The organism is Neisseriaceae bacterium CLB008, assembly GCA_041228285.1.
GTDB lineage: Bacteria > Pseudomonadota > Gammaproteobacteria > Burkholderiales > Neisseriaceae > JAGNPU01.
On the sequence record CP166133.1, the window covers coordinates 2,602,715 to 2,622,072 of the forward strand.

At 49.8% G+C, this 19,358-nt stretch carries 19 protein-coding genes; 1 reads left to right on the forward strand and 18 read right to left on the reverse strand.

Annotated features, from left to right (window positions below; genetic code table 11):
• Positions 1–52 precede the first annotated feature (52 nt).
• The 16 genes from AB8Q18_12060 to AB8Q18_12135 form a co-directional block, all read right to left on the reverse strand.
• On the reverse strand, positions 53–316 hold the full coding sequence (locus AB8Q18_12060) for a hypothetical protein (protein ID XDZ50905.1): 264 nt from the start codon (positions 314–316) through the stop codon (positions 53–55).
• 16 nt (positions 317–332) lie between these two features.
• A complete protein-coding gene (locus AB8Q18_12065) occupies positions 333–725 on the reverse strand; it encodes a phage holin family protein (GenBank protein ID XDZ50906.1) in 393 nt (130 codons plus the stop codon).
• A gap of 67 nt (positions 726–792) precedes the next feature.
• A complete protein-coding gene (locus AB8Q18_12070) occupies positions 793–1,116 on the reverse strand; it encodes a YqjD family protein (GenBank protein XDZ50907.1) in 324 nt (107 codons plus the stop codon).
• 295 nt (positions 1,117–1,411) lie between these two features.
• Positions 1,412–2,299, reverse strand: a complete 888-nt coding sequence (sucD, locus tag AB8Q18_12075) for a succinate--CoA ligase subunit alpha (GenBank protein XDZ50908.1) — start codon at positions 2,297–2,299, stop codon at positions 1,412–1,414.
• 17 nt (positions 2,300–2,316) lie between these two features.
• Positions 2,317–3,483 (reverse strand): ADP-forming succinate--CoA ligase subunit beta, encoded by a 1,167-nt coding sequence (sucC, locus tag AB8Q18_12080; GenBank protein ID XDZ50909.1) that lies wholly within the window; start codon positions 3,481–3,483, stop codon positions 2,317–2,319.
• A 57-nt stretch (positions 3,484–3,540) separates the two neighbouring features.
• Complete coding sequence (locus AB8Q18_12085; GenBank protein XDZ50910.1) at positions 3,541–3,837, reverse strand: hypothetical protein; 297 nt, start codon at positions 3,835–3,837, stop codon at positions 3,541–3,543.
• Entirely contained in the window at positions 3,837–5,267 is a 1,431-nt protein-coding gene (gene lpdA / locus AB8Q18_12090; GenBank protein XDZ50911.1) for a dihydrolipoyl dehydrogenase, read from the reverse strand. Before lpdA ends, AB8Q18_12085 begins: the two co-directional genes overlap by 1 nt.
• A gap of 89 nt (positions 5,268–5,356) precedes the next feature.
• Entirely contained in the window at positions 5,357–6,556 is a 1,200-nt protein-coding gene (gene odhB / locus AB8Q18_12095; protein ID XDZ50912.1) for a 2-oxoglutarate dehydrogenase complex dihydrolipoyllysine-residue succinyltransferase, read from the reverse strand.
• Between the two features lie 51 nt (positions 6,557–6,607).
• Positions 6,608–9,439: a 2-oxoglutarate dehydrogenase E1 component gene (locus tag AB8Q18_12100; GenBank protein ID XDZ50913.1), complete on the reverse strand. Its 2,832-nt coding sequence runs from the start codon at positions 9,437–9,439 to the stop codon at positions 6,608–6,610.
• 155 nt (positions 9,440–9,594) lie between these two features.
• Positions 9,595–10,881 (reverse strand): citrate synthase, encoded by a 1,287-nt coding sequence (gene gltA / locus AB8Q18_12105; GenBank protein ID XDZ50914.1) that lies wholly within the window; start codon positions 10,879–10,881, stop codon positions 9,595–9,597.
• A 36-nt stretch (positions 10,882–10,917) separates the two neighbouring features.
• Positions 10,918–11,169 (reverse strand): succinate dehydrogenase assembly factor 2, encoded by a 252-nt coding sequence (locus tag AB8Q18_12110; protein ID XDZ50915.1) that lies wholly within the window; start codon positions 11,167–11,169, stop codon positions 10,918–10,920.
• Complete coding sequence (locus tag AB8Q18_12115; GenBank protein ID XDZ50916.1) at positions 11,166–11,870, reverse strand: succinate dehydrogenase iron-sulfur subunit; 705 nt, start codon at positions 11,868–11,870, stop codon at positions 11,166–11,168. Before AB8Q18_12115 ends, AB8Q18_12110 begins: the two co-directional genes overlap by 4 nt.
• A gap of 16 nt (positions 11,871–11,886) precedes the next feature.
• The gene (gene sdhA, locus AB8Q18_12120) at positions 11,887–13,650 is read right to left on the reverse strand and encodes a succinate dehydrogenase flavoprotein subunit (protein XDZ50917.1); all 1,764 of its coding nucleotides are present in this window, start codon (positions 13,648–13,650) and stop codon (positions 11,887–11,889) included.
• The gene (gene sdhD / locus AB8Q18_12125; GenBank protein XDZ50918.1) at positions 13,650–13,994 is read right to left on the reverse strand and encodes a succinate dehydrogenase, hydrophobic membrane anchor protein; all 345 of its coding nucleotides are present in this window, start codon (positions 13,992–13,994) and stop codon (positions 13,650–13,652) included. The genes sdhA and sdhD overlap by 1 nt, the downstream gene beginning before the upstream one ends.
• Positions 13,988–14,368, reverse strand: coding sequence for a succinate dehydrogenase, cytochrome b556 subunit (gene sdhC / locus AB8Q18_12130; protein XDZ50919.1), 381 nt, complete (start codon positions 14,366–14,368; stop codon positions 13,988–13,990). Before sdhC ends, sdhD begins: the two co-directional genes overlap by 7 nt.
• Before the next feature lie 185 nt (positions 14,369–14,553).
• A complete protein-coding gene (locus tag AB8Q18_12135; GenBank protein XDZ50920.1) occupies positions 14,554–15,243 on the reverse strand; it encodes a GntR family transcriptional regulator in 690 nt (229 codons plus the stop codon).
• Positions 15,244–15,682: 439 nt separating this feature from the next.
• On the opposite strand from AB8Q18_12135, the gene AB8Q18_12140 reads away from it, so the two are divergent.
• On the forward strand, positions 15,683–16,663 hold the full coding sequence (locus AB8Q18_12140) for a malate dehydrogenase (protein ID XDZ50921.1): 981 nt from the start codon (positions 15,683–15,685) through the stop codon (positions 16,661–16,663).
• 516 nt (positions 16,664–17,179) lie between these two features.
• Here the strand turns inward: AB8Q18_12140 and AB8Q18_12145 are convergent.
• Both AB8Q18_12145 and alr read right to left on the reverse strand, forming a co-directional pair.
• Entirely contained in the window at positions 17,180–18,049 is an 870-nt protein-coding gene (locus tag AB8Q18_12145) for a hypothetical protein (protein XDZ50922.1), read from the reverse strand.
• A gap of 146 nt (positions 18,050–18,195) precedes the next feature.
• Positions 18,196–19,257 (reverse strand): alanine racemase, encoded by a 1,062-nt coding sequence (gene alr / locus AB8Q18_12150; protein ID XDZ50923.1) that lies wholly within the window; start codon positions 19,255–19,257, stop codon positions 18,196–18,198.
• Positions 19,258–19,358 lie beyond the last annotated feature (101 nt).

Sequence of the window (19,358 nt, forward strand, 5' to 3'; positions counted from 1 at the left end):
GTACGTGGGTTGTCATATCTATTTACCTCAATGGTTGGCCTAGACCACTAGCCTAGCGCATTCTTTGCCAGATAAACGCGCCGATGCCCAAAATGGCCGCCCACTTGAGTGGCTTATTCAGCTTACGTCCCTTGGTTTGGCTCAACACCAGCCGCGCCCACGGCCATAAGCTCATGGTGGCGCCTACTTCTGAAACCAAGCGATAAGGCTTGGTCACCGTTTGTTTCATTTGAGCCGCATCGGCCGATATTTGCAGCCGCAGCGCCTCGCCCTTTAATTTCAACAAGGCCATTTCCACATCTTGACTTGGCTTCATCTCATCCTCCTCTACATCACTCATCGTCTAAGGCATCGATTCTGCCTTTTAAAGTGGACAAATCATTTTTTAACTCCACCAAGGTATCAGAGAGCAGCTGTTTCTGGTCACGCTTGCGGGCATTCATGCCCACCAACAGCCACACCATCACCAAAAGCGCCACCACGGCCACGCCAAAGAATACCCAAACCTTGGCCAACGGCGGCAAGACGGCATTCAGCCCCAGCAGTAAACAGACCACGCCAATCAAAGCGCTGATGCCCACTAGGATCAAAGACACCACGTTGGCCACCAGATTGTCTTTGTGCGTTTGCATCTCTAAGCGCGCCATCTGCACCCGCACGAACAATAAATCCAACACATTGCTCAGTAATCGATTGGCGCTCGCTCCAAACCCTAATCGAGCCATCGGCTTCTCCTAATAGCATTGGGGCTGCTTGGCCAGATAGCCAGCAGCCCCATGATTCATCATCTGATTAACGTCTAGAAACCAATAGACCCAATAAGAACCCTACTGCTGCGGCCACGCCGGCAAACTTATAGGGATTGTCCTGCACCAGCTGGTCGGTTTGCTTGGCCATTTCTTTGGCCCGCTCTACCACTTCGCCTTCTAAATCTTGCAAACGGCTTTTACAGTCAGCAATACGCTCCTGCAGGCGTTTCTTTAACTCTTTCGCTTTTGCGCTGCCATCATCGGCGGCAGACTCATAAAGCTCTTCAGCGCTGTCCAATACTTCGCGCACTTCTTTGATCAATTGCTCTTTTTTTTCCTCGGTTTTAGCGGATACTTTTTTACTCATAGTCATCTCCATCTCGATTTAAAAAAATGCTACATACTTAATAGACGGTTAATACAGCATTAAGTTCAACACCCTAGGCAAAAAAATCTTAGCCAAGCCTTCATCTAGCTCAGCCTAGCATATCACTAATGAATATTCATCATCTCATAAACCCCATTGATTGCCTACACAAAAAAGCGATTGCCTGCCTATTTTTACATTTATAGTTTAAATAGCCCTCAGATGCTGCGCCCATTAAAAAACCGCCCCGATCGTCATCGAGGCGGCTATGGGTCTTACACAAAACATGAATCGATTAGATCATGCCTTTGCTTTTCAATACGTCCATCATGGTGGTGCCTAGCTCAGCAGGGCTACGAGTGTAGGCAATGCCGGCTTGTTCAAACGCGTGGAATTTCTCTTCAGCAGTACCTTTACCGCCAGAAATAATCGCGCCAGCGTGGCCCATGCGTTTACCTGCAGGTGCAGTCACACCAGCAATGTAACCCACAACAGGTTTGGTCACGTTAGATTTGATGTATTCAGCGGCTTCTTCTTCAGCAGTACCGCCAATTTCACCAATCATGATGATTGCGTCGGTGTCTGGATCGTTTTGGAACAGTTCCAAAGCATCGATGTGGCTGGTGCCTGGGATTGGGTCGCCACCGATACCGATACAGGTAGATTGACCTAGACCAAGCTTAGTGGTTTGTGCCACAGCTTCGTAAGTCAAAGTGCCTGAACGAGAGATGATGCCGATACGGCCTGGTTGGTGGATGTGGCCTGGCATAATGCCGACTTTACATTCACCTGGAGTGATCACGCCTGGGCAGTTAGGGCCGATCAAACGCACGCCGCCAGTGTTCTCGATGTAACGCTTGGCTTTCAACATGTCGATGGTCGGTACGCCTTCGGTAATCACCACGATTAGGCTCACGCCTGAATCAACGGCTTCAACGATTGAGTCTAGTACGAATGGTGCGGGTACGTAGATCACAGAAGTGTCGGCTTGGGTTTCGCGCACGGCTTCAGCCATGGTGTCAAATACGGGACGGTCTAGGTGTAAAGAACCGCCTTTACCTGGGGTTACACCGCCAACCACGTTGGTACCGTAAGCAATCGCTTGCTCAGAGTGGAAAGTACCGTTTTTACCGGTGAAACCTTGAACCAATAGACGGGTGTTTTTATTTACTAATACGCTCATTATTTAATCTCCTTAGCTTAGGCTTTAACAGCTTCAACAATTTTTTGGGCTGCATCGGCTAAGCCTTCAGCAGGAATCAATGCCAAGCCAGATTCTGACAACAATTTGGCACCAATTTCAGCATTGTTACCTTCTAAACGAACCACTACAGGTACGGTTACGTTTACTTCTTTAACCGCAGCGATAATGGCTTCAGCAATCATGTCGCAACGAACAATACCACCAAAGATGTTGATCAACACGCCTTGTACAGATGGGTCGGCCAAAATCAATTTGAACGCTTCGATGACGCGCTCTTTAGTGGCGCCACCGCCAACGTCCAAGAAGTTAGCTGGTTGACCGCCGTATAGCTTGATGATGTCCATAGTGGCCATCGCCAAACCTGCGCCGTTCACCATACAACCGATGTTGCCTTCTAGGGCCACGTAGTTAAGGTCAAATTCGCTGGCTTTTAATTCACGTTCGTTTTCTTGTGATTTGTCGCGTTGTGCGGCTAATTTAGGCAAGCGGTACATAGCGTTAGAGTCGATGCCGATTTTTGCATCCACACAGGCCAATTCACCGTTTTCGCGTACGGCCAATGGGTTGATTTCAAACAAAGCAAAGTCGTTATCAACAAAAGCTTGGTAAGCACCCAACATCAATTTGGTAAACGCTTTGATTTGGTCGCCTTTTAGGCCCAAAGCAAACGCAGTAGCGCGTGCTTGGAAAGGTTGCATGCCCACTAGTGGGTCAACGGTTACTTTGATGATTTTTTCTGGGGTTTCAGCAGCCACGGTTTCAATCTCAACGCCACCTTCGGTAGACGCCATGAAAGTCACGCGACGAGTTGAACGGTCAACCACGGCACCTAGGTACAGTTCGCGCTCTACTGGGTACATGTCTTCACACACCAATACGCTGTTTACCGGTTGGCCATTGGCGTCGGTTTGGTAAGTCACCAAGTTGGTGCCAATCAAGCCTTTAGCGATTTCAGCAGCTTCTTCGCGGCTTTTAACCACTTTCACACCACCAGATTTACCACGGCCACCGGCGTGTACTTGGGCTTTAACCACGGCAAATTTGCCGCCTAAAGAATCGTATGCTGCTGCAGCAGCTTCTGGGGTTTCAGCCACAATGCCGTTTTGAACAGGCAAACCATAGCTGGCCAAAAGGGCCTTAGATTGGTACTCGTGTAAGTTCATGAGGGGTTCCTCTGTTGAAGTTAATATGCAGCTTAACGCTGTAATTGCGGGTCTGGTTTAAGCGGCGCTGGGCAGCCATTTTTTTGCCAAAATATAGCAGGCAAGCCCAAGGCCAAAAAGTGCCACCACCAGCCATCCTTTGCGCCTTGCCTTTGGTGCAAACGCATAAAAAGCAAGGCTAAAACTAAAAAACATGGCCATCATCACGCCCACCTGAGCGCGCTCCTTAAAGCGCTCAAAGGCGGCCGATTCTGCCAGTATGGTGTACACATGCATCAGCCCTGCCGCACACATGAGGAACACCCCAAGCGGCAGCATCAAGATGCCGGCGATCACCCTACTGGACTCAGTCATTAACCGTGAATCGCGCGTTTATCAGTGGCCAAGGCTGCTTCGTGCAGAACCTCTGCCAATGATGGGTGAGCATGAATGATGCGGCCGATGTCTTCACCGCTGGCTTTAAATTCCATTGCCACAACGGCTTCAGCCACTAGCTCAGACACCATTGGGCCAATCATGTGAATGCCCAAAATGCGGTCTGTTTTGGCATCAGTCAATACTTTGATGGTGCCTTGAGCAGCGCCCATGCTCATCGCACGGCCGTTGGCGCCAAAGCCTGAAGTGCCTTTTTTGTACTCAATACCGGCTTCTTTCAGCTGCTCTTCGGTTTGACCCACCCATGCAATCTCAGGGTTGGTGTAAATCACCCAAGGCACAGTGTTGAAGTCGAAGTGTGGTTTTTGGCCAGCAATACGCTCAGCCACGGCCACGCCTTCTTCGCTGGCTTTGTGCGCCAACATCGGGCCACGTACCACGTCACCAATCGCCCAAACGTTAGGCAAGTTGGTTTTGCAGTCGCCGTCAACGGCAATGAAGCCACGCTCGTCGATGTTTAGACCTGCTTCTTTAGCGCCAAGGCCTTCAGTGTTTGGCACGCGACCAATGGCCACGATTAATTTGTCAAACTCTTGAGTTTTGGCTTCGCCACCGACTTCATACTCAACCACAACGGTTTTGCCATTGGTGATTTTGTTGATTTTAACGCCCAACAAAATGTCTAAGCCGGTGTCTTTAGTCAAGGTGCGTAACGCTTCGCGTGCGATTTGTGCATCGGCAGCGCCCATAAATTTAGGAGCGGCTTCCAATACGGTTACTTCAGAGCCCAAGCGTTTCCACACTGAACCCATTTCCAAACCGATCACGCCAGAACCAATCACACCTAGACGTTTAGGGGCGCTTTCTAAATTCAACGCACCTTCATTGTCCAACACGTTAACGTTGTCGATCTCAACCAAAGGCAAAGGACGTGGACGGCTACCAGAAGCCACAATCACGTGGGTGGCCAAAACTTCTTCTTTGGCGCCCGCATTGTCCACTTCTACTTTCCATTTACCGTCTACTTGGCCGATGATTTTACCGGTGCCGTGTAGTGCAGGTACTTTGTTCTTTTTCAACAAGAACGCTACGCCGCCGGTTAATTTGTCTACGATGCCGTCTTTACGGGCAATCATTTTGCTGGCATCCATTTTGGCTTTGCCCACTTCAATACCATGATCAGCCATGTCGTGGCTGATGGCGTGGAATTGGTGAGACGATTCCAACAACGCTTTAGAAGGGATGCAACCCACGTTCAAGCAAGTACCGCCCATCGCTGGGGTTTTGCCATCTTTGCCTTTACCGGCATCGATACACACGGTTGAAAAACCCAATTGCGCTGCACGAATAGCAGCCACGTAGCCACCAGGGCCTGCGCCGATCACGGCAACATCTACATTATGACTCATGCTTTATTCCTTTGTTATAAACTACTTGAGTGGTTGAACCCACCCAAACAGAAGGCAACCTTAGGGTTAAGGTTGCCTTATACTATAGATTATAGGTCCAAGATCAAACGTGCTGGATCTTCTAGCAAATCTTTAATGGTTACTAAGCTCAATACCGCTTCGCGACCATCAATGATGCGGTGATCGTAAGACAAAGCCAAGTACATCATCGGACGCACAACCACTTGACCATTTTCAACCATGGCGCGCTCTTTAGTAGCGTGCATGCCCAAAATAGCTGATTGTGGTGGGTTGATGATAGGAGTAGACATCATCGAGCCAAAAGTACCGCCGTTGGTGATGCTGAAGGTACCGCCGGTTAGGTCTTCTAGCGCTAATTTACCGTCTTTTGCTTTACCCGCGTAAACGGCAATTTGGCGTTCGATGTCGGCCAAAGACATTTGGTCGGCGTTGCGCAAAATAGGCACTACTAGGCCACGTGGGCTGCCTACAGCGATACCGATGTCAAAGTAGCCGTGGTACACGATGTCGTTACCGTCGATAGAGGCATTCACCAATGGGAATTTTTTCAGTGCGGCGACAGCAGCTTTCACGAAGAAAGACATAAAGCCCAATTTCACGTCGTGCTCTTTCATGAACTGATCTTTGTACTTGTTGCGCAAGTCCATAATCGGTTTCATGTTCACTTCGTTAAACGTGGTCAAGATGGCGTTTTCGTGCTGTGATTGCAATAGACGCTCAGCCACACGTTGACGCAGGCGAGACATCGGCACGCGTTGTTCAGTACGCTCACCCAAAGCAACAGGGGCAACCGCAGCAGCGGCAGGTGCAGCCGCTTTAGCTGGCGCAGAACCAGCGTTTTGAACGTCTTCTTTCAAGATGCGACCGTCGCGGCCAGTGCCTTGAACATTGTTCAAATCCACGCCTTTTTCGGCAGCCATTTTGGCCGCAGCAGGCATTGCTACAGATGAACCAGCGGCAGCAACAGGGGCCGCAGCAGCCGCAGGGGCAGCTTCAGCAGCAGCGGCAGGCGCTGCATCACCGGCTTTAGCAGCGGTGTCGATGCGGGCCAATAATTGACCAGACACAACGGTTGCGCCGTCTTGTTCGATGATTTCAACCAACACACCTGCTTGAGGCGCTGGCAATTCCAACACCACTTTGTCAGTTTCTAAATCGATGATGTTTTCGTCACGTTCAACGAATTCACCTACTTTTTTATTCCATGTCATCAATGTTGCTTCAGAAACGCTTTCTGGCAACACGGGTACATTAACTTCAATAATCATATTTATCTCCTGATTTTTTGTGGCCACCCAGTGGCCGTCACTTGGTGGCTATTACTTATCAAAACTCAAGGCATCGTCCAGCAAAGCTTTCAGTTGCGCTTGGTGTTTACTCATGTACCCTACTGCTGGTGAAGCACTTGATGGGCGACCTGCGAAGCTCACGCTTTGTTTGCTGTTCAACAAGGCTTCGAAACGGTGACGCAATTGATACCACGCGCCTTGGTTTTTAGGCTCTTCTTGCGCCCAAACCACTTCTTTAGCATTACTGTAACGGGCCAACTCGGCAGCCACTTCTTCGGTTGGGAACGGATACAATTGTTCAATACGCACAATCGCAATCTCTTTTTCCAAACCACGTGCTTCGCGATCGTTGAACAGGTCGTAATACACTTGACCGGCACACAATACCACGCGTTTCACGTCTTTATCTTGACGCTCTAGGGCGTCACCAATCACTGGGCGGAATGCCGTACCGTCGGCAAAGTCAGCCAGTTCACTCATAGATGCTTTGTAACGCAACAAACGTTTTGACATAAAGATCGCCAAAGGTTTGCGGTAAGGACGCATCACCTGACGACGCAATACGTGGAACATTTGCGACGCTTCAGAAGGCATCACCACTTGAACGTTGTGCTCGGCACACAATTGTAACCAGCGCTCAACGCGGGCAGAAGAGTGCTCAGGACCTTGGCCATCGTAGCCGTGAGGCATCATGATGGTTAGGCCTGACAAACGGCCCCACTTGGTTTCGCCAGAGGTAATAAATTGGTCAATCGCTACTTGCGCACCGTTGGCGAAGTCGCCAAACTGGGCTTCCCACATCACCAATTGGTCTGGGGCCGAGCAAGAATAACCATATTCATAAGCCAATACTGCTTCTTCGTTCAGGATCGAGTCGATCACTTCAAAGCGCGCTTGGTTTTCGGCGATGTTTTGCAAGGGGATGTATACGCCTTGGTCCCAACGCTCACGGTTTTGATCGTGCAACACAGCATGACGGTGTGAGAACGTACCGCGACCAGAGTCTTCGCCAGAAATACGCACGCCGTTACCGTTGTTCACCAAGCTGGCGTAAGCCAGAGTCTCAGCCATACCCCAGTCTAAAGGCTGCTCACCGGCCGCCATGGCTTTACGGGTATTGATCAAACGGTTAATGGTGTTGTGTGGCTTAAAGCCTTCAGGCACGCTGGTGAATTTATCTGCCAAGCGTTGGATGTCGCCCAATGGCAAACCAGAATTAACTGGATGAGCCCAGTGGGTACCCATGTACGGCGTCCAATCTACGGCGTGTTGACGCTTGTAGTTGTTCAACTGAGTTTGCTCTACGTGCTCGCCTTTATCCAAAGCGTCGCGGTAGGCCTTAATCAAGGCTTCAGTGTCTTCTTTGGTCAACAAACCTTCGCTCACCAAGCGGTCGGCGTATAGCGCACGGGTGCCTGGGTGTTTGGCGATTTTCTTGTACATCATTGGTTGGGTCAAGAACGGATCATCACCCTCGTTGTGGCCCAGTTTACGGTAGCAAACTAGGTCAATCACCACGTCTTTACCGAAAATCATGCGGTAGTCTAGCGCCGCTTGAATCACGTAGCAGACGGCTTCTGGATCGTCGCCATTCACGTGGAAGATCGGCGCATTCACCATTTTGGCGATGTCGGTACAGTATAGGGTCGAACGCATGTCGCGAGTATCAGAGGTGGTAAAGCCCACTTGGTTATTGATCACGATGTGCACGGTACCGCCGGTACCGTAACCACGCGTTTGCGATAGGTTAAAGGTGCCTTGGTTCACGCCTAGACCAGCAAAAGCTGCATCACCGTGGATCAATACCGGCAACACGGCACGTTTGCCGCCTTCGCCGCGGCGGCTTTGACGCGCGCGCACTGAACCTTCAACCACAGGGTTCACGATTTCTAGGTGAGAGGGGTTAAACGCTAGGGTCACGTGTACCGCACCGTTTTTAGTCGGTAAGTCAGCGCTGAAGCCCATGTGGTATTTCACGTCACCGCTAGGCAACTCAACCAAAGGTTTGCCTTCGAATTCGCTAAACAAATCGCGTGGCTCTTTACCTAAGGTGTTCACCAACACGTTCAAGCGGCCGCGGTGAGCCATGCCAATGATGACTTCTTCCACGCCTTGATCCGAAGCGTTTTGAATCAAATGATTCAAACCAGCAATCGTGCTTTCGCCACCTTCCAAAGAGAAGCGTTTTTGACCCACGTATTTGGTGTGTAGGTAACGTTCTAGGGTTTCAGCAGCGGTGATTTCTTTAAGAATGTGTTTCTTGGTGTCTGCATTAAAGCGAGGCGTTGATAGATCGCCTTCAAAACGGTCTTGTACCCAGTGGCGCTCTTCTGAATCAGAAATGTGCATGTATTCCAAACCGATTGAACCACAATAGGTTTGTTTTAAACGTGCAATGATGTCTGACAAAGGTAGGCGTGCAGATGAAGTGTTTGAATCCAGGCTAAACTGAACCGCCATGTCCGCAGCCGTCAAGCCGTAATGGGCTGGATCTAGCTCAGGGAACACGGCAACGTCCATGCGCTCTAGCGGATCTAGAGACGCGTGGCGTAGGCCCAAAATACGGTAGGCCGCAATCAGGCGCAATACCGCTACCTGTTTTTGCATGGCCGCAGAATCCATGCTTTGGCTGGCCACGTGTTGTACCGTAGGACGCTTCGCCATTTGCACGAATGATTCTTGAATGGGGGCCTGTGGAATATCGCGTGCCACAGCGCCAGGCGTTAACACCAATTGGTCGAAGTATTCTTTCCAATGCGCATCGACTAGATTGGGGTCGTTTAAATATTGTTCATATAGCTCTTCAATGTATGGCGCATTGGAGCCAAACAAATAGGATAAGCTAAATTGTTCATTCATCATGGCATAAGCCCCTTAAGGTTAAGACAGTACAGACAAGATTTGGCAAAACCACTTACCGTTTATTACTAAAACCAAATGGTTTTACAAAACATTGCTGGTAAAAAACCAGTCAAAAAATGGTTGGCCACCTTAAGGCGACCAACCGCTTCAATCAATTACTTACGTGCTTCAGTGGCCACATAGTCGCGACGTTCAGCGCCAGTGTATAGCTGACGAGGACGACCGATTTTTTGTTGTGGGTCTGCAATCATCTCAGCCCAGTGGCTGATCCAACCCACGGTCCGTGCCAAAGCAAAGATCACGGTGAACATAGACACAGGGATGCCTAGTGCAGACAACACGATGCCTGAGTAGAAGTCCACGTTTGGATACAGTTTACGCTCGATGAAGTAAGGGTCTTCAAGCGCAATTTTTTCCAAGGCCATGGCCAATTTGAACTTAGGATCGTCATGTAAACCCAGTTCATTCAATACTTCATGGCAGGTTTCACGCATGATTTTGGCACGTGGGTCCATGTTTTTGTATACACGGTGACCAAAGCCCATCAAGCGGTAACGACGCTCTTTCACGCCTTCCATGAACTCTTCTACATTGCTCACGTCGCCGATCTCGTCCAACATTTTCAATACTGCTTCGTTCGCACCACCGTGTGCAGGACCCCACAAACAAGCAATACCCGCAGCAATACAAGCAAATGGGTTGGCGCCAGAAGAGCCAGCCAAACGCACGGTAGAGGTAGAGGCATTTTGTTCATGGTCAGCATGCAAGATGAAGATGCGGTCAAGCGCACGAACCAATACTGGGTTTGGCACGTATTCTTCACATGGTGTAGCAAACATCATATGCAAGAAGTTGGCGGTGTAGGACAAATCATTTTTTGGATAATTGAACGGTGCACCGATTGAGTAGCGATAGCACATGGCCGCAATCGTTGGGATTTTAGAAATCATACGATTAATGGCAACGGTACGATGCTGTGGATTGTTGATGTCCAAGCTGTCTTGATAGAAGGCAGCCAAAGCACCCACCACACCCACCATCATAGACATAGGGTGAGCGTCACGACGGAAACCGCGGAAGAACCAAGTTAATTGTTCGTTCACCATGGTATGGTGACCAATCACGTGTTCAAACTCTTTCTTTTGTTCCGCCGTTGGCAATTCGCCATAAATCAACAAATAGCAAGTTTCAAGATAGTCGCTATGCTCAGCCAATTGCTCAATCGGATAACCGCGATAGTACAACTGACCTTTGTCGCCATCAATAAAGGTAATCTGAGACTCACAGCTTGCGGTAGACACAAAGCCAGGGTCAAAGGTAAACATACCGGTTTCTTTATTTAAAGCACGAATATCAACCACATCAGGGCCTAGGCTACCAGACAACACCGGTAACGATACTGGCTCTTGGCCTTCAACTGTTAAGGTAACGTTTTTTGACATGAACTTCTCCTTGTTATTATTACATTAGCTCGTCGCTTAAACCGCCCGCAGGCGGTTAATAAGCGGGAGCAACGCAGGATCTTCTGGTTCAGATTTGCCGTTCACAATGGATAAAAACTCTTGATCAGGTAAATCTAGTATTTGGCAAAATACTGCCAGCTCATCGTCGGTCAGCGCATCAAACTGCGTTGCCAAGAACTTATTCAGAACAATGTCTAGTTCCAACAAGCCTCGGCGCATGGCCACCCAACGAATGCGCCGTTTCGCCGCTTCGTCATATTGCGTCATACGGCACGCTTCAACATTATTTCTTTGATCTTGCCAATCGCACGGGTAGGATTCAAGTGTTTAGGACACACGTCTACACAGTTCATAATGGTGTGGCAACGGAACAAGCGGTATGGGTCATTTAGATCATCTAAACGCTCGTTGGTTCGGGTATCACGCGAATCCACGATGAAGCGGTAGGCGTTTAACAAACCAGACGGGCCCACAAACTTATCAGGGTTCCACCAGAATGAAGGACAGGCAGTTGAGCAACAGGCGCACAAAATGCACTCGTATAGCCCATCTAATTCTTTACGTTGTGCTTGGGTTTGTAAGCGTTCACGTTCAGGTGCTGGCTCATCGTTAACCACATAAGGTTTGATTGAGTGATATTGCTTGAAGAACTGAGCCATATCCACAATCAGGTCACGGATCACTGGCAGGCCAGGCAATGGACGCAATTGAATCGGTTGTTTCAAAGCACGAACGTCGGTCAAACAGGCTAGGCCGTTTTTACCGTTGATGTTCATGCCGTCAGAACCACAAATGCCTTCGCGGCAAGAGCGGCGGAACGCAAAGCTGTCGTCTTGGGCTTTAAGCTTCACCATCGCGTCTAATAATTTAACGTCGGTTGGCTCTAACTCTAGCTCATAGTCTTGCATGTAGGGCTTAGCGTCCACATCTGGGTTGTAGCGATATACTTGAAAACGAAATTTTTCCATGTCTGTTTCCCCTTCCTTAGTACACACGTTTTTGAGGTTTGATGTACTCAACGCTCAAAGGTTTAGTGTGTACAGGCTTGTACGATAAGGTACCGGTTTCTGGATAGTAGAACGTGTGTTTCATCCAGTTTGCGTCATCACGCTCAGGATGGTCATCAGAGGCGTGGGCGCCACGAGACTCTTTACGTGCTTCAGCAGACACTAAGGTTGCCACAGCCACTTCGATCAGGTTATCCACTTCCAAGGCTTCCATACGGGCAGTATTCCACACTTGGCTCTTGTCTTTGATTTCGGTCTTGGCCACGCGTTTAGCCAATGCTTTAATGCCTTCTACGCCTTCAGCCAACAAAGCATCAGTACGGAACACACCTGCGTGCGCTTGCACCATGCGTTGGATGTCGGTACGCACTTGGTCCACGTTTTCGCCATTGGTTTGGTTTTCCAAACGCTCTAAACGCGCCTTGGTCAACTCACCCGCATTAGCAGGCAATGGTTTGTGGTTTTCATGCGTGTTGATGTATTCAATCATGCTGTCGCCAGCTGATTTACCAAACACCACCAAGTCTAGCAATGAGTTCGTACCCAAGCGGTTGGCGCCGTGTACCGAAGCACAAGCACATTCACCCGCTGCGTAGAAACCATTAACCTTAGCTTCTAAATCGTCGCCTTTAGGGGCCACAACTTCGCCGTGGTAGTTGGTTGGAATACCGCCCATCATGTAATGACAGGTAGGCACTACAGGAATAGGATCAGTAATCGGATCCACGCCGGCAAACTTAATCGCGATTTCGCGAATGCCTGGCAGTTTTTCGATAATCTTATCGGCACCCAGATGGTCTAGCTTCAACAAAACATAGTCTTTGTTTTTACCGCAGCCGCGACCTTCGTGAATTTCCATCGCCATCGCGCGTGACACCACGTCACGAGAAGCCAAGTCTTTCACGGTTGGGGCATAACGCTCCATGAAGCGTTCGCCTTCACTGTTCAGCAAAATCCCGCCTTCGCCACGTACGCCTTCAGTAATCAACACGCCAGCACCGGCCACACCAGTTGGGTGGAATTGCCAGAATTCCATGTCTTCTAGCGGTACGCCAGCACGAGCGGCCATACCCAGGCCATCGCCGGTATTCATAAAGGCATTAGTAGATGAAGCGTAAATACGGCCTGCACCACCGGTGGCAAACAAAACGGCTTTAGCATGGAAAATAAAGGTTTCGCCCGTTTCCATTTCTAAAGCCGTCACGCCCACAACGTCACCGTCGTCGTCGCGGATTAAATCTAGCGCCATCCACTCCACAAAGAACTGGGTGTTGGCACGAACGTTTTGTTGATACAAGGTGTGTAGCATGGCATGACCAGTACGGTCAGCCACTGCACAAGCACGCTCAACCGCGCGCTTACCGTGTTCAGCGGTATGGCCGCCAAACGGACGTTGGTAAATCTTGCCGCTTTCAACGCGGTCAAAAGGCATACCCATGTGTTCTAGCTCAACCACGGCATCAGGCGCGCGGCGGCACATAAATTCAATAGCGTCTTGGTCACCTAGCCAGTCCGAACCTTTAACGGTGTCGTACATATGCCAATCCCAACGGTCTTCTTGAACGTTACCCAAAGAGGCAGAAATACCGCCCTGAGCCGCAACCGTATGAGAGCGCGTAGGAAACACTTTAGACAAAACAGCAGTTTTCAAGCCTGCTTTAGACAATTGCAAGGCAGCACGCAAACCTGCGCCACCACCACCGACAATCACGGCATCAAATCGACGAACAGGAAATGTCATTACAGCCCCCAAATCACTTTAACCGAGTAAACAAAACAGCCCACCAACCAAACAATTGTGGCGGTGTGCAAGAACAAGCGTAATGCTGCGCTTTGGAAGTAATCCATCCATAGGTCACGAATGCCCACCCATGCGTGCAACACCACCGCAATAAAGGTGACTTGCGTGAACACACGCACCCATGTTTGGGTGAAAAACGCCTGCCATGAAGTAAAGTCTTGCGGCATCGCCACCAAGAACAGCACCAGCAATACGGTGTAGATAATCATCAATACAGCCGTAATGCGTTGCATCAACCAATCGCGCAAACCATAATGGGCGCCTGTTAACTTACGATCTACCATAACCACGCTCCCAAAATAACGGTCAACGCCAAGCTGATCACCACAACTAATTTTGCAGTCATGCGTGCCGTTGGCAATTCCAAACCTTTGTGTGCATCAAGCAATAAGAAACGAATACCCGCGCAAAAGTGGTGCATATAGCCCCACAATAGGCCCAACAACGCGATTTTCACCAAAGGGTGAGCCACGAGTGCTTGGTAGCTAGCAAACTGTTCTTCTTGACTTAAAGTGCCCGCCAAAAGGTAGAGCACGAAAGGGAGCGCAACAAACAGCGCCACACCGCTGATGCGGTGCATGATTGAAATGATGCCTGGAATGGGCAAGTTCATTGCGAGCTTGGGCACATCCAGGTATACAGGTCTTTGTTTTTGCATTAGGATTCCTTACAAACCAAATAAAAACACCACCGAAAAAAATAAACTTTGCCGCAAATCAAAACATGACGATTAGATTTACTTTAAAGTCTAAGGCCATAATTTACTCCGATTGGCCTTTTTTGACTAGTTTCTCGCCTGATATCATTCAGCTTCTGTGCAGGAGCGTCAATTAAACACCCCTATCACTCAGATTCAGAAATTAAATGCAGGCTATAAAAATCAGTCAAAACCGTACGCTTACGCCATTCAATTGGTCGTTTTTGAACCGTTTCGCTTTTGCGGACCACCGTCAGCATCACGGCATTTGGCTCTTTCTTTAAAAGCAACGCTTCTTCTTTATTGATTGTAGACGTTAAAAACACTTCTTCTTTTACTTGCACACGTATCCCGTGTGCTTTTTGTAAACATTCATACAGCCCTGCGCTGTCCAACAAATCGCGCAGATTCAAACACTCTAAACCATCTAATGGTAGATAGGCCTCATCCAAAGCCACTACCTGAGCGCCGATGCGCCACAAAGACACAATGCGCCAAACCGGCTGTGAACGCTTTAAAGACAGCCCCTCAGCAATCAAGTCTAAGGCATGGGTTTTTTTGACGCTGAGAATTTCTTGTGCCGGCTGAGCATCCGCTCGGCGGCTGGCGCCATAAGCACGCAAAGCCAACCGTCCCCAATCGCTCATGGCTTTATGGACAAAAGTACCTACGCCCTGCTGCCGATACAACACCCCTTGCAGCACCAGATCGTTCATGGCCTTTCGAACCGTCCCCTGACTCACGCCTAATTCAGCCGCCAAATCCCACTCACTGGGAATGGCACGCAGTGGTCGATAGACACCAGCACCAATCTGCGCCTGAATATGGTCTATCACACTGACATAAAGTGGTCTTTTTTGGACGCTCGTAGCTTTCATAACACCATTTGTACCATGTTTGGCCATGACCTGTAAACTTAGTCTTATATAAGACCAATCTATACTCTTTTTAAAGTCATGCTCAATTAAGCCGACTTATCCACTTAACGGCATGGTTTTTTTTCTGTATGATTATCAAGTTCACAGTATAGACGTATCTAATGTGCACTGTCGTGTTCACACAACACCTTTATAAGCAGCCGGTGTCTGGCTTGGCATCCCAAGCCAATACGACAATGCTCCTTACAAGACGCCTTGTAAACAGGCAGTCGCTCCGGCGAGCCGTCACCCTGACTCTGAAATCATTGCGATGATTCCTGGATCACAGGTTACGCCCTCACCGACTCTGACTCAGTGGCATTTTGCCCACCTTCATATCAACTAGGAGATCGTTCACATGAAACAACCTGTTCGCGTAGCCGTAACTGGCGCTGCTGGTCAAATTGGTTATGCTTTATTGTTCCGTATTGCCAGCGGCGAAATGCTCGGCAAAGATCAACCCGTGATTCTACAGCTGTTGGATTTACCTCAAGCCCAAAACGCCGTTAAAGGCGTGATGATGGAACTACAAGACTGTGCGTTCCCATTATTGGCCGACATGTTCACCACCGACGATCCTGAAGTTGCTTTTAAAGACGCCGAAGTGGCCATCTTGGTTGGCTCACGCCCACGCTCTAAAGGCATGGAACGCGCCGATCTATTATTAGCCAACGCTGAAATCTTCACCGTTCAAGGCGCTGCCTTGAATAAAGTGGCCGATCGCAATGTAAAAGTATTGGTTGTGGGCAACCCAGCCAACACCAACGCCTACATCGCTATGAAGAGCGCCCCTGATTTGAACCCACGCAACTTCACCGCCATGCTGCGCCTAGACCACAACCGTGCCCTAAGCCAAATTGCCGATAAAGTGAATAAGCCAGTTAGCTCAATTGAAAAAGCGTTCGTATGGGGCAACCACAGCCCAACCATGTACGCCGACTACCGCTACGCCACCATCGATGGCGCCGCAGTCAAAGACATGATCAACGACCAAGTTTGGAATAAAGAAGTGTTCTTGCCAACCGTAGGCAAACGTGGCGCCGCCATTATTGAAGCGCGTGGCTTGTCTAGCGCCGCCTCTGCCGCTAACGCCGCCATCGACCACATCCATGATTGGGTATTGGGCACCAACGGCAAATGGGTGACCATGGGCATTCCTTCTAACGGCGAATACGGCATCCCTAAAGACATAATGTTCGGCTTCCCCGTGACTTGTGAAAACGGCGACTACAAAATCGTTGAAGGTTTAGAAATCGACGCGTTCAGCCAAGAACACATCGACATCACCCTGAACGAGCTAAAAGAAGAACAGGCTGGCGTGGCCCACCTGTTTAACTAAGCGTTAAGCCAAACAAAACACCCTTATGGTTAAACCATAAGGGTGTTTTTTTATACGATGCCATGATTTATCTACCGTCGCGTAGGGTGGGTAAAGCGTAGCCTACCCACCTCTTAACGTATTTATATTCATTTGCTACATTTAAACCCCGCGTGGGTCACGACCCACCCTACGCTTAAGGGCCTACGCTGTAGACGTAAATAAAGCATAGCGAACGATACGATCAAGCATGGTTGATTGACTCTTTGTAGCGTGCCTACCGTTTTGAATCAAAAAAAACCATGGATTATTGACCGTCGCGTAGGGTGGGTAAAGCGCAGCCTACCCACCACTCCTAACGTACTCAGGTGCCCACATTTAAAACCCGCGTGGGTCACGACCCACCCTACACTTAAGGGTCTACGCTGTAGACGTAAAAAAAGCATAAGGAACGATACGATAAACCATCTTTTTTGGTCAAGCATCTACTGTATTCACATCGAGGCATATTCATGCACAACCACCAGAGCCTCATCATCACTCTTTCAACACATACCGAGACTGCTGCACCGACCACACATAAGTCACTCGCTCCCCACCCTGGCGCAGCTGTAAGTCAAAAAAACCTTGAGTTTGCGTGGGCAGCATCACCACTCGCCACTGCGCCTCGTCAATATCGTGGGCCCTCGTGCCGTCTGCATGCCACTCGCCAGCAATGTCGGAGAATTCATACACCAGGCCATTGAACACATTCACCAACGCCCCACCCTGCACTCGATACAGTTCCAGATATTCGGCATAGGCACCGCCACCACTGTACCCAACCTGCAAGCCTGCCCGAACGCCTATCGCCACTTCATCAGCGCTGATTCTATAGGGCGCTAAATCGAGTTTATTGTAAGCATCAGGACGGCGCACCTCACCTTCAGGCCCCTCATGCGCCACGGCCGCTGGCCCGTCTAGCCGCGCCAGCGGCTTGATGACGCCCTCTATCATCTCAAAAACACCTATATAAAAACGATTGGGCACGCTCTCGCCACCGACATAGGCTGTCCCACAGGTGGTGTCACCCATCTTCTTGGCTTCGTTTGCATGACGCTGATCCGGCGCAAAACAGGCCGCCCCCACAAACAGCCCATCCCGCTGCCAGCGCTTAGCGCCTAGCGTGACCAAGGTCGCCTCAGACTCGGTTGGCGCCAGCCAGCTTAAAAAAGCCGATCGAGCCGATGCGCCCCAGGCCTCTGGCCATTCACCATAAGGTGCCGCACGCGCCACGCCGCCCATTTGTTCGGCGTAAAATGCCTGCCCCTCCGATGTTTGAATCACCGCCGGCACTTCAGATAAAGAACTTACCGTCTGGGCCTGAACCCCAATACTCACACACAATAGCCACCACCACGCACGCATATTGACTCCCTTAAACACACAACCATCCACATGAATCAAGCATAACCCCGTTCCACTCAAAGCAACAAGTATCACTCATCCATCGCCAACACATAAAAAAATCCCCGCCATCAAGGCGGGGATGTTTCAGACCAATCAAAAACTGATCAATCCAAATACTCAAAGCGCGCACGCTTAATATTGCACAGCATCTCGTAGGCAATACTGCCTGCCACTTCAGCCACTTCATTGGCGCTGATCAAATCACCAAACAGCTCCACTTCGCTGCCTATGCCCTGCTCTGGCGCCGAAAACTCAATAGTCATCATGTCCATCGACACCCGGCCAATCACTCGAGCACGCTTGCCGTCTATTGAAATAGGCGCATCGGTCGAGGCCAAACGTGGGTAGCCATCGGCATAGCCACAGGCCATTAAACCCACTCGTGTACTGGGTTCGGTGGTCACAAACAGGCCGCCATAACCCACGGGTGAACCAGCAGGCAACACCCGTTCACCAAACACCTTAGTGCTCAAGCGCATCACCGGCTTCAAGGCATACGGTTGATTAGGCATCGGCGATAGGCCATACAGCGCTAGGCCTGCGCGGCCCCAATCACGGTGGGCAGCTGGATGCGCCAAAATGGCAGCCGAATTGGCCATGCTTTCAGGCCCAGGTAAGGCAGAGCATACAGCATCAAATGCAGCAATTTGCGCCGCCGTCACGTCTAACTCAGGCTCATCAGAGCGGGCAAAGTGGGTCATTTTAACCACGTCAGCCACCTTTTTATGCGCCGACAGAATGCCGTGCGCGGTAGCATAATCCTCTGGGAAGAAGCCAGCGCGGTGCATGCCTGAATCCATTTTCAACCATACGGTTAAGGGATTCTGCCACTCATAAGCCAAAAAACCCTCTAGCTGTGCCTGATTTTGCACCACAGGCCATAGACCATGCGCATCAATCAACGCATATTCGCTGTTTTCAAACACGCCTTCTAGCAAGACGATGGGCTGGGTAATACCCGCCTCGCGCAGCTGCAAAGCCTCTTCAATCGCCGCCACCGCAAAGCCATCAGCTAAATCAGCCAAGGCCTGAGCACAGCGCACAGCGCCATGGCCATAAGCATTGGCCTTGAGCACCGCCAGCATTTTATTGCCGTGCATATTCTTTAAGATTTGGTAATTATCGCGAAGATTCTGTAGGCGAATCTGAGCCAATAAGGGACGCATATTTTTTCCTCTTGTTTGCCTATTTTATGAGGCGTACGTTACCGCCGTCTTTTTTAAGGCCCACCTGCCAAACAACACATGGGCTCGTTAAAAAGGCTGCT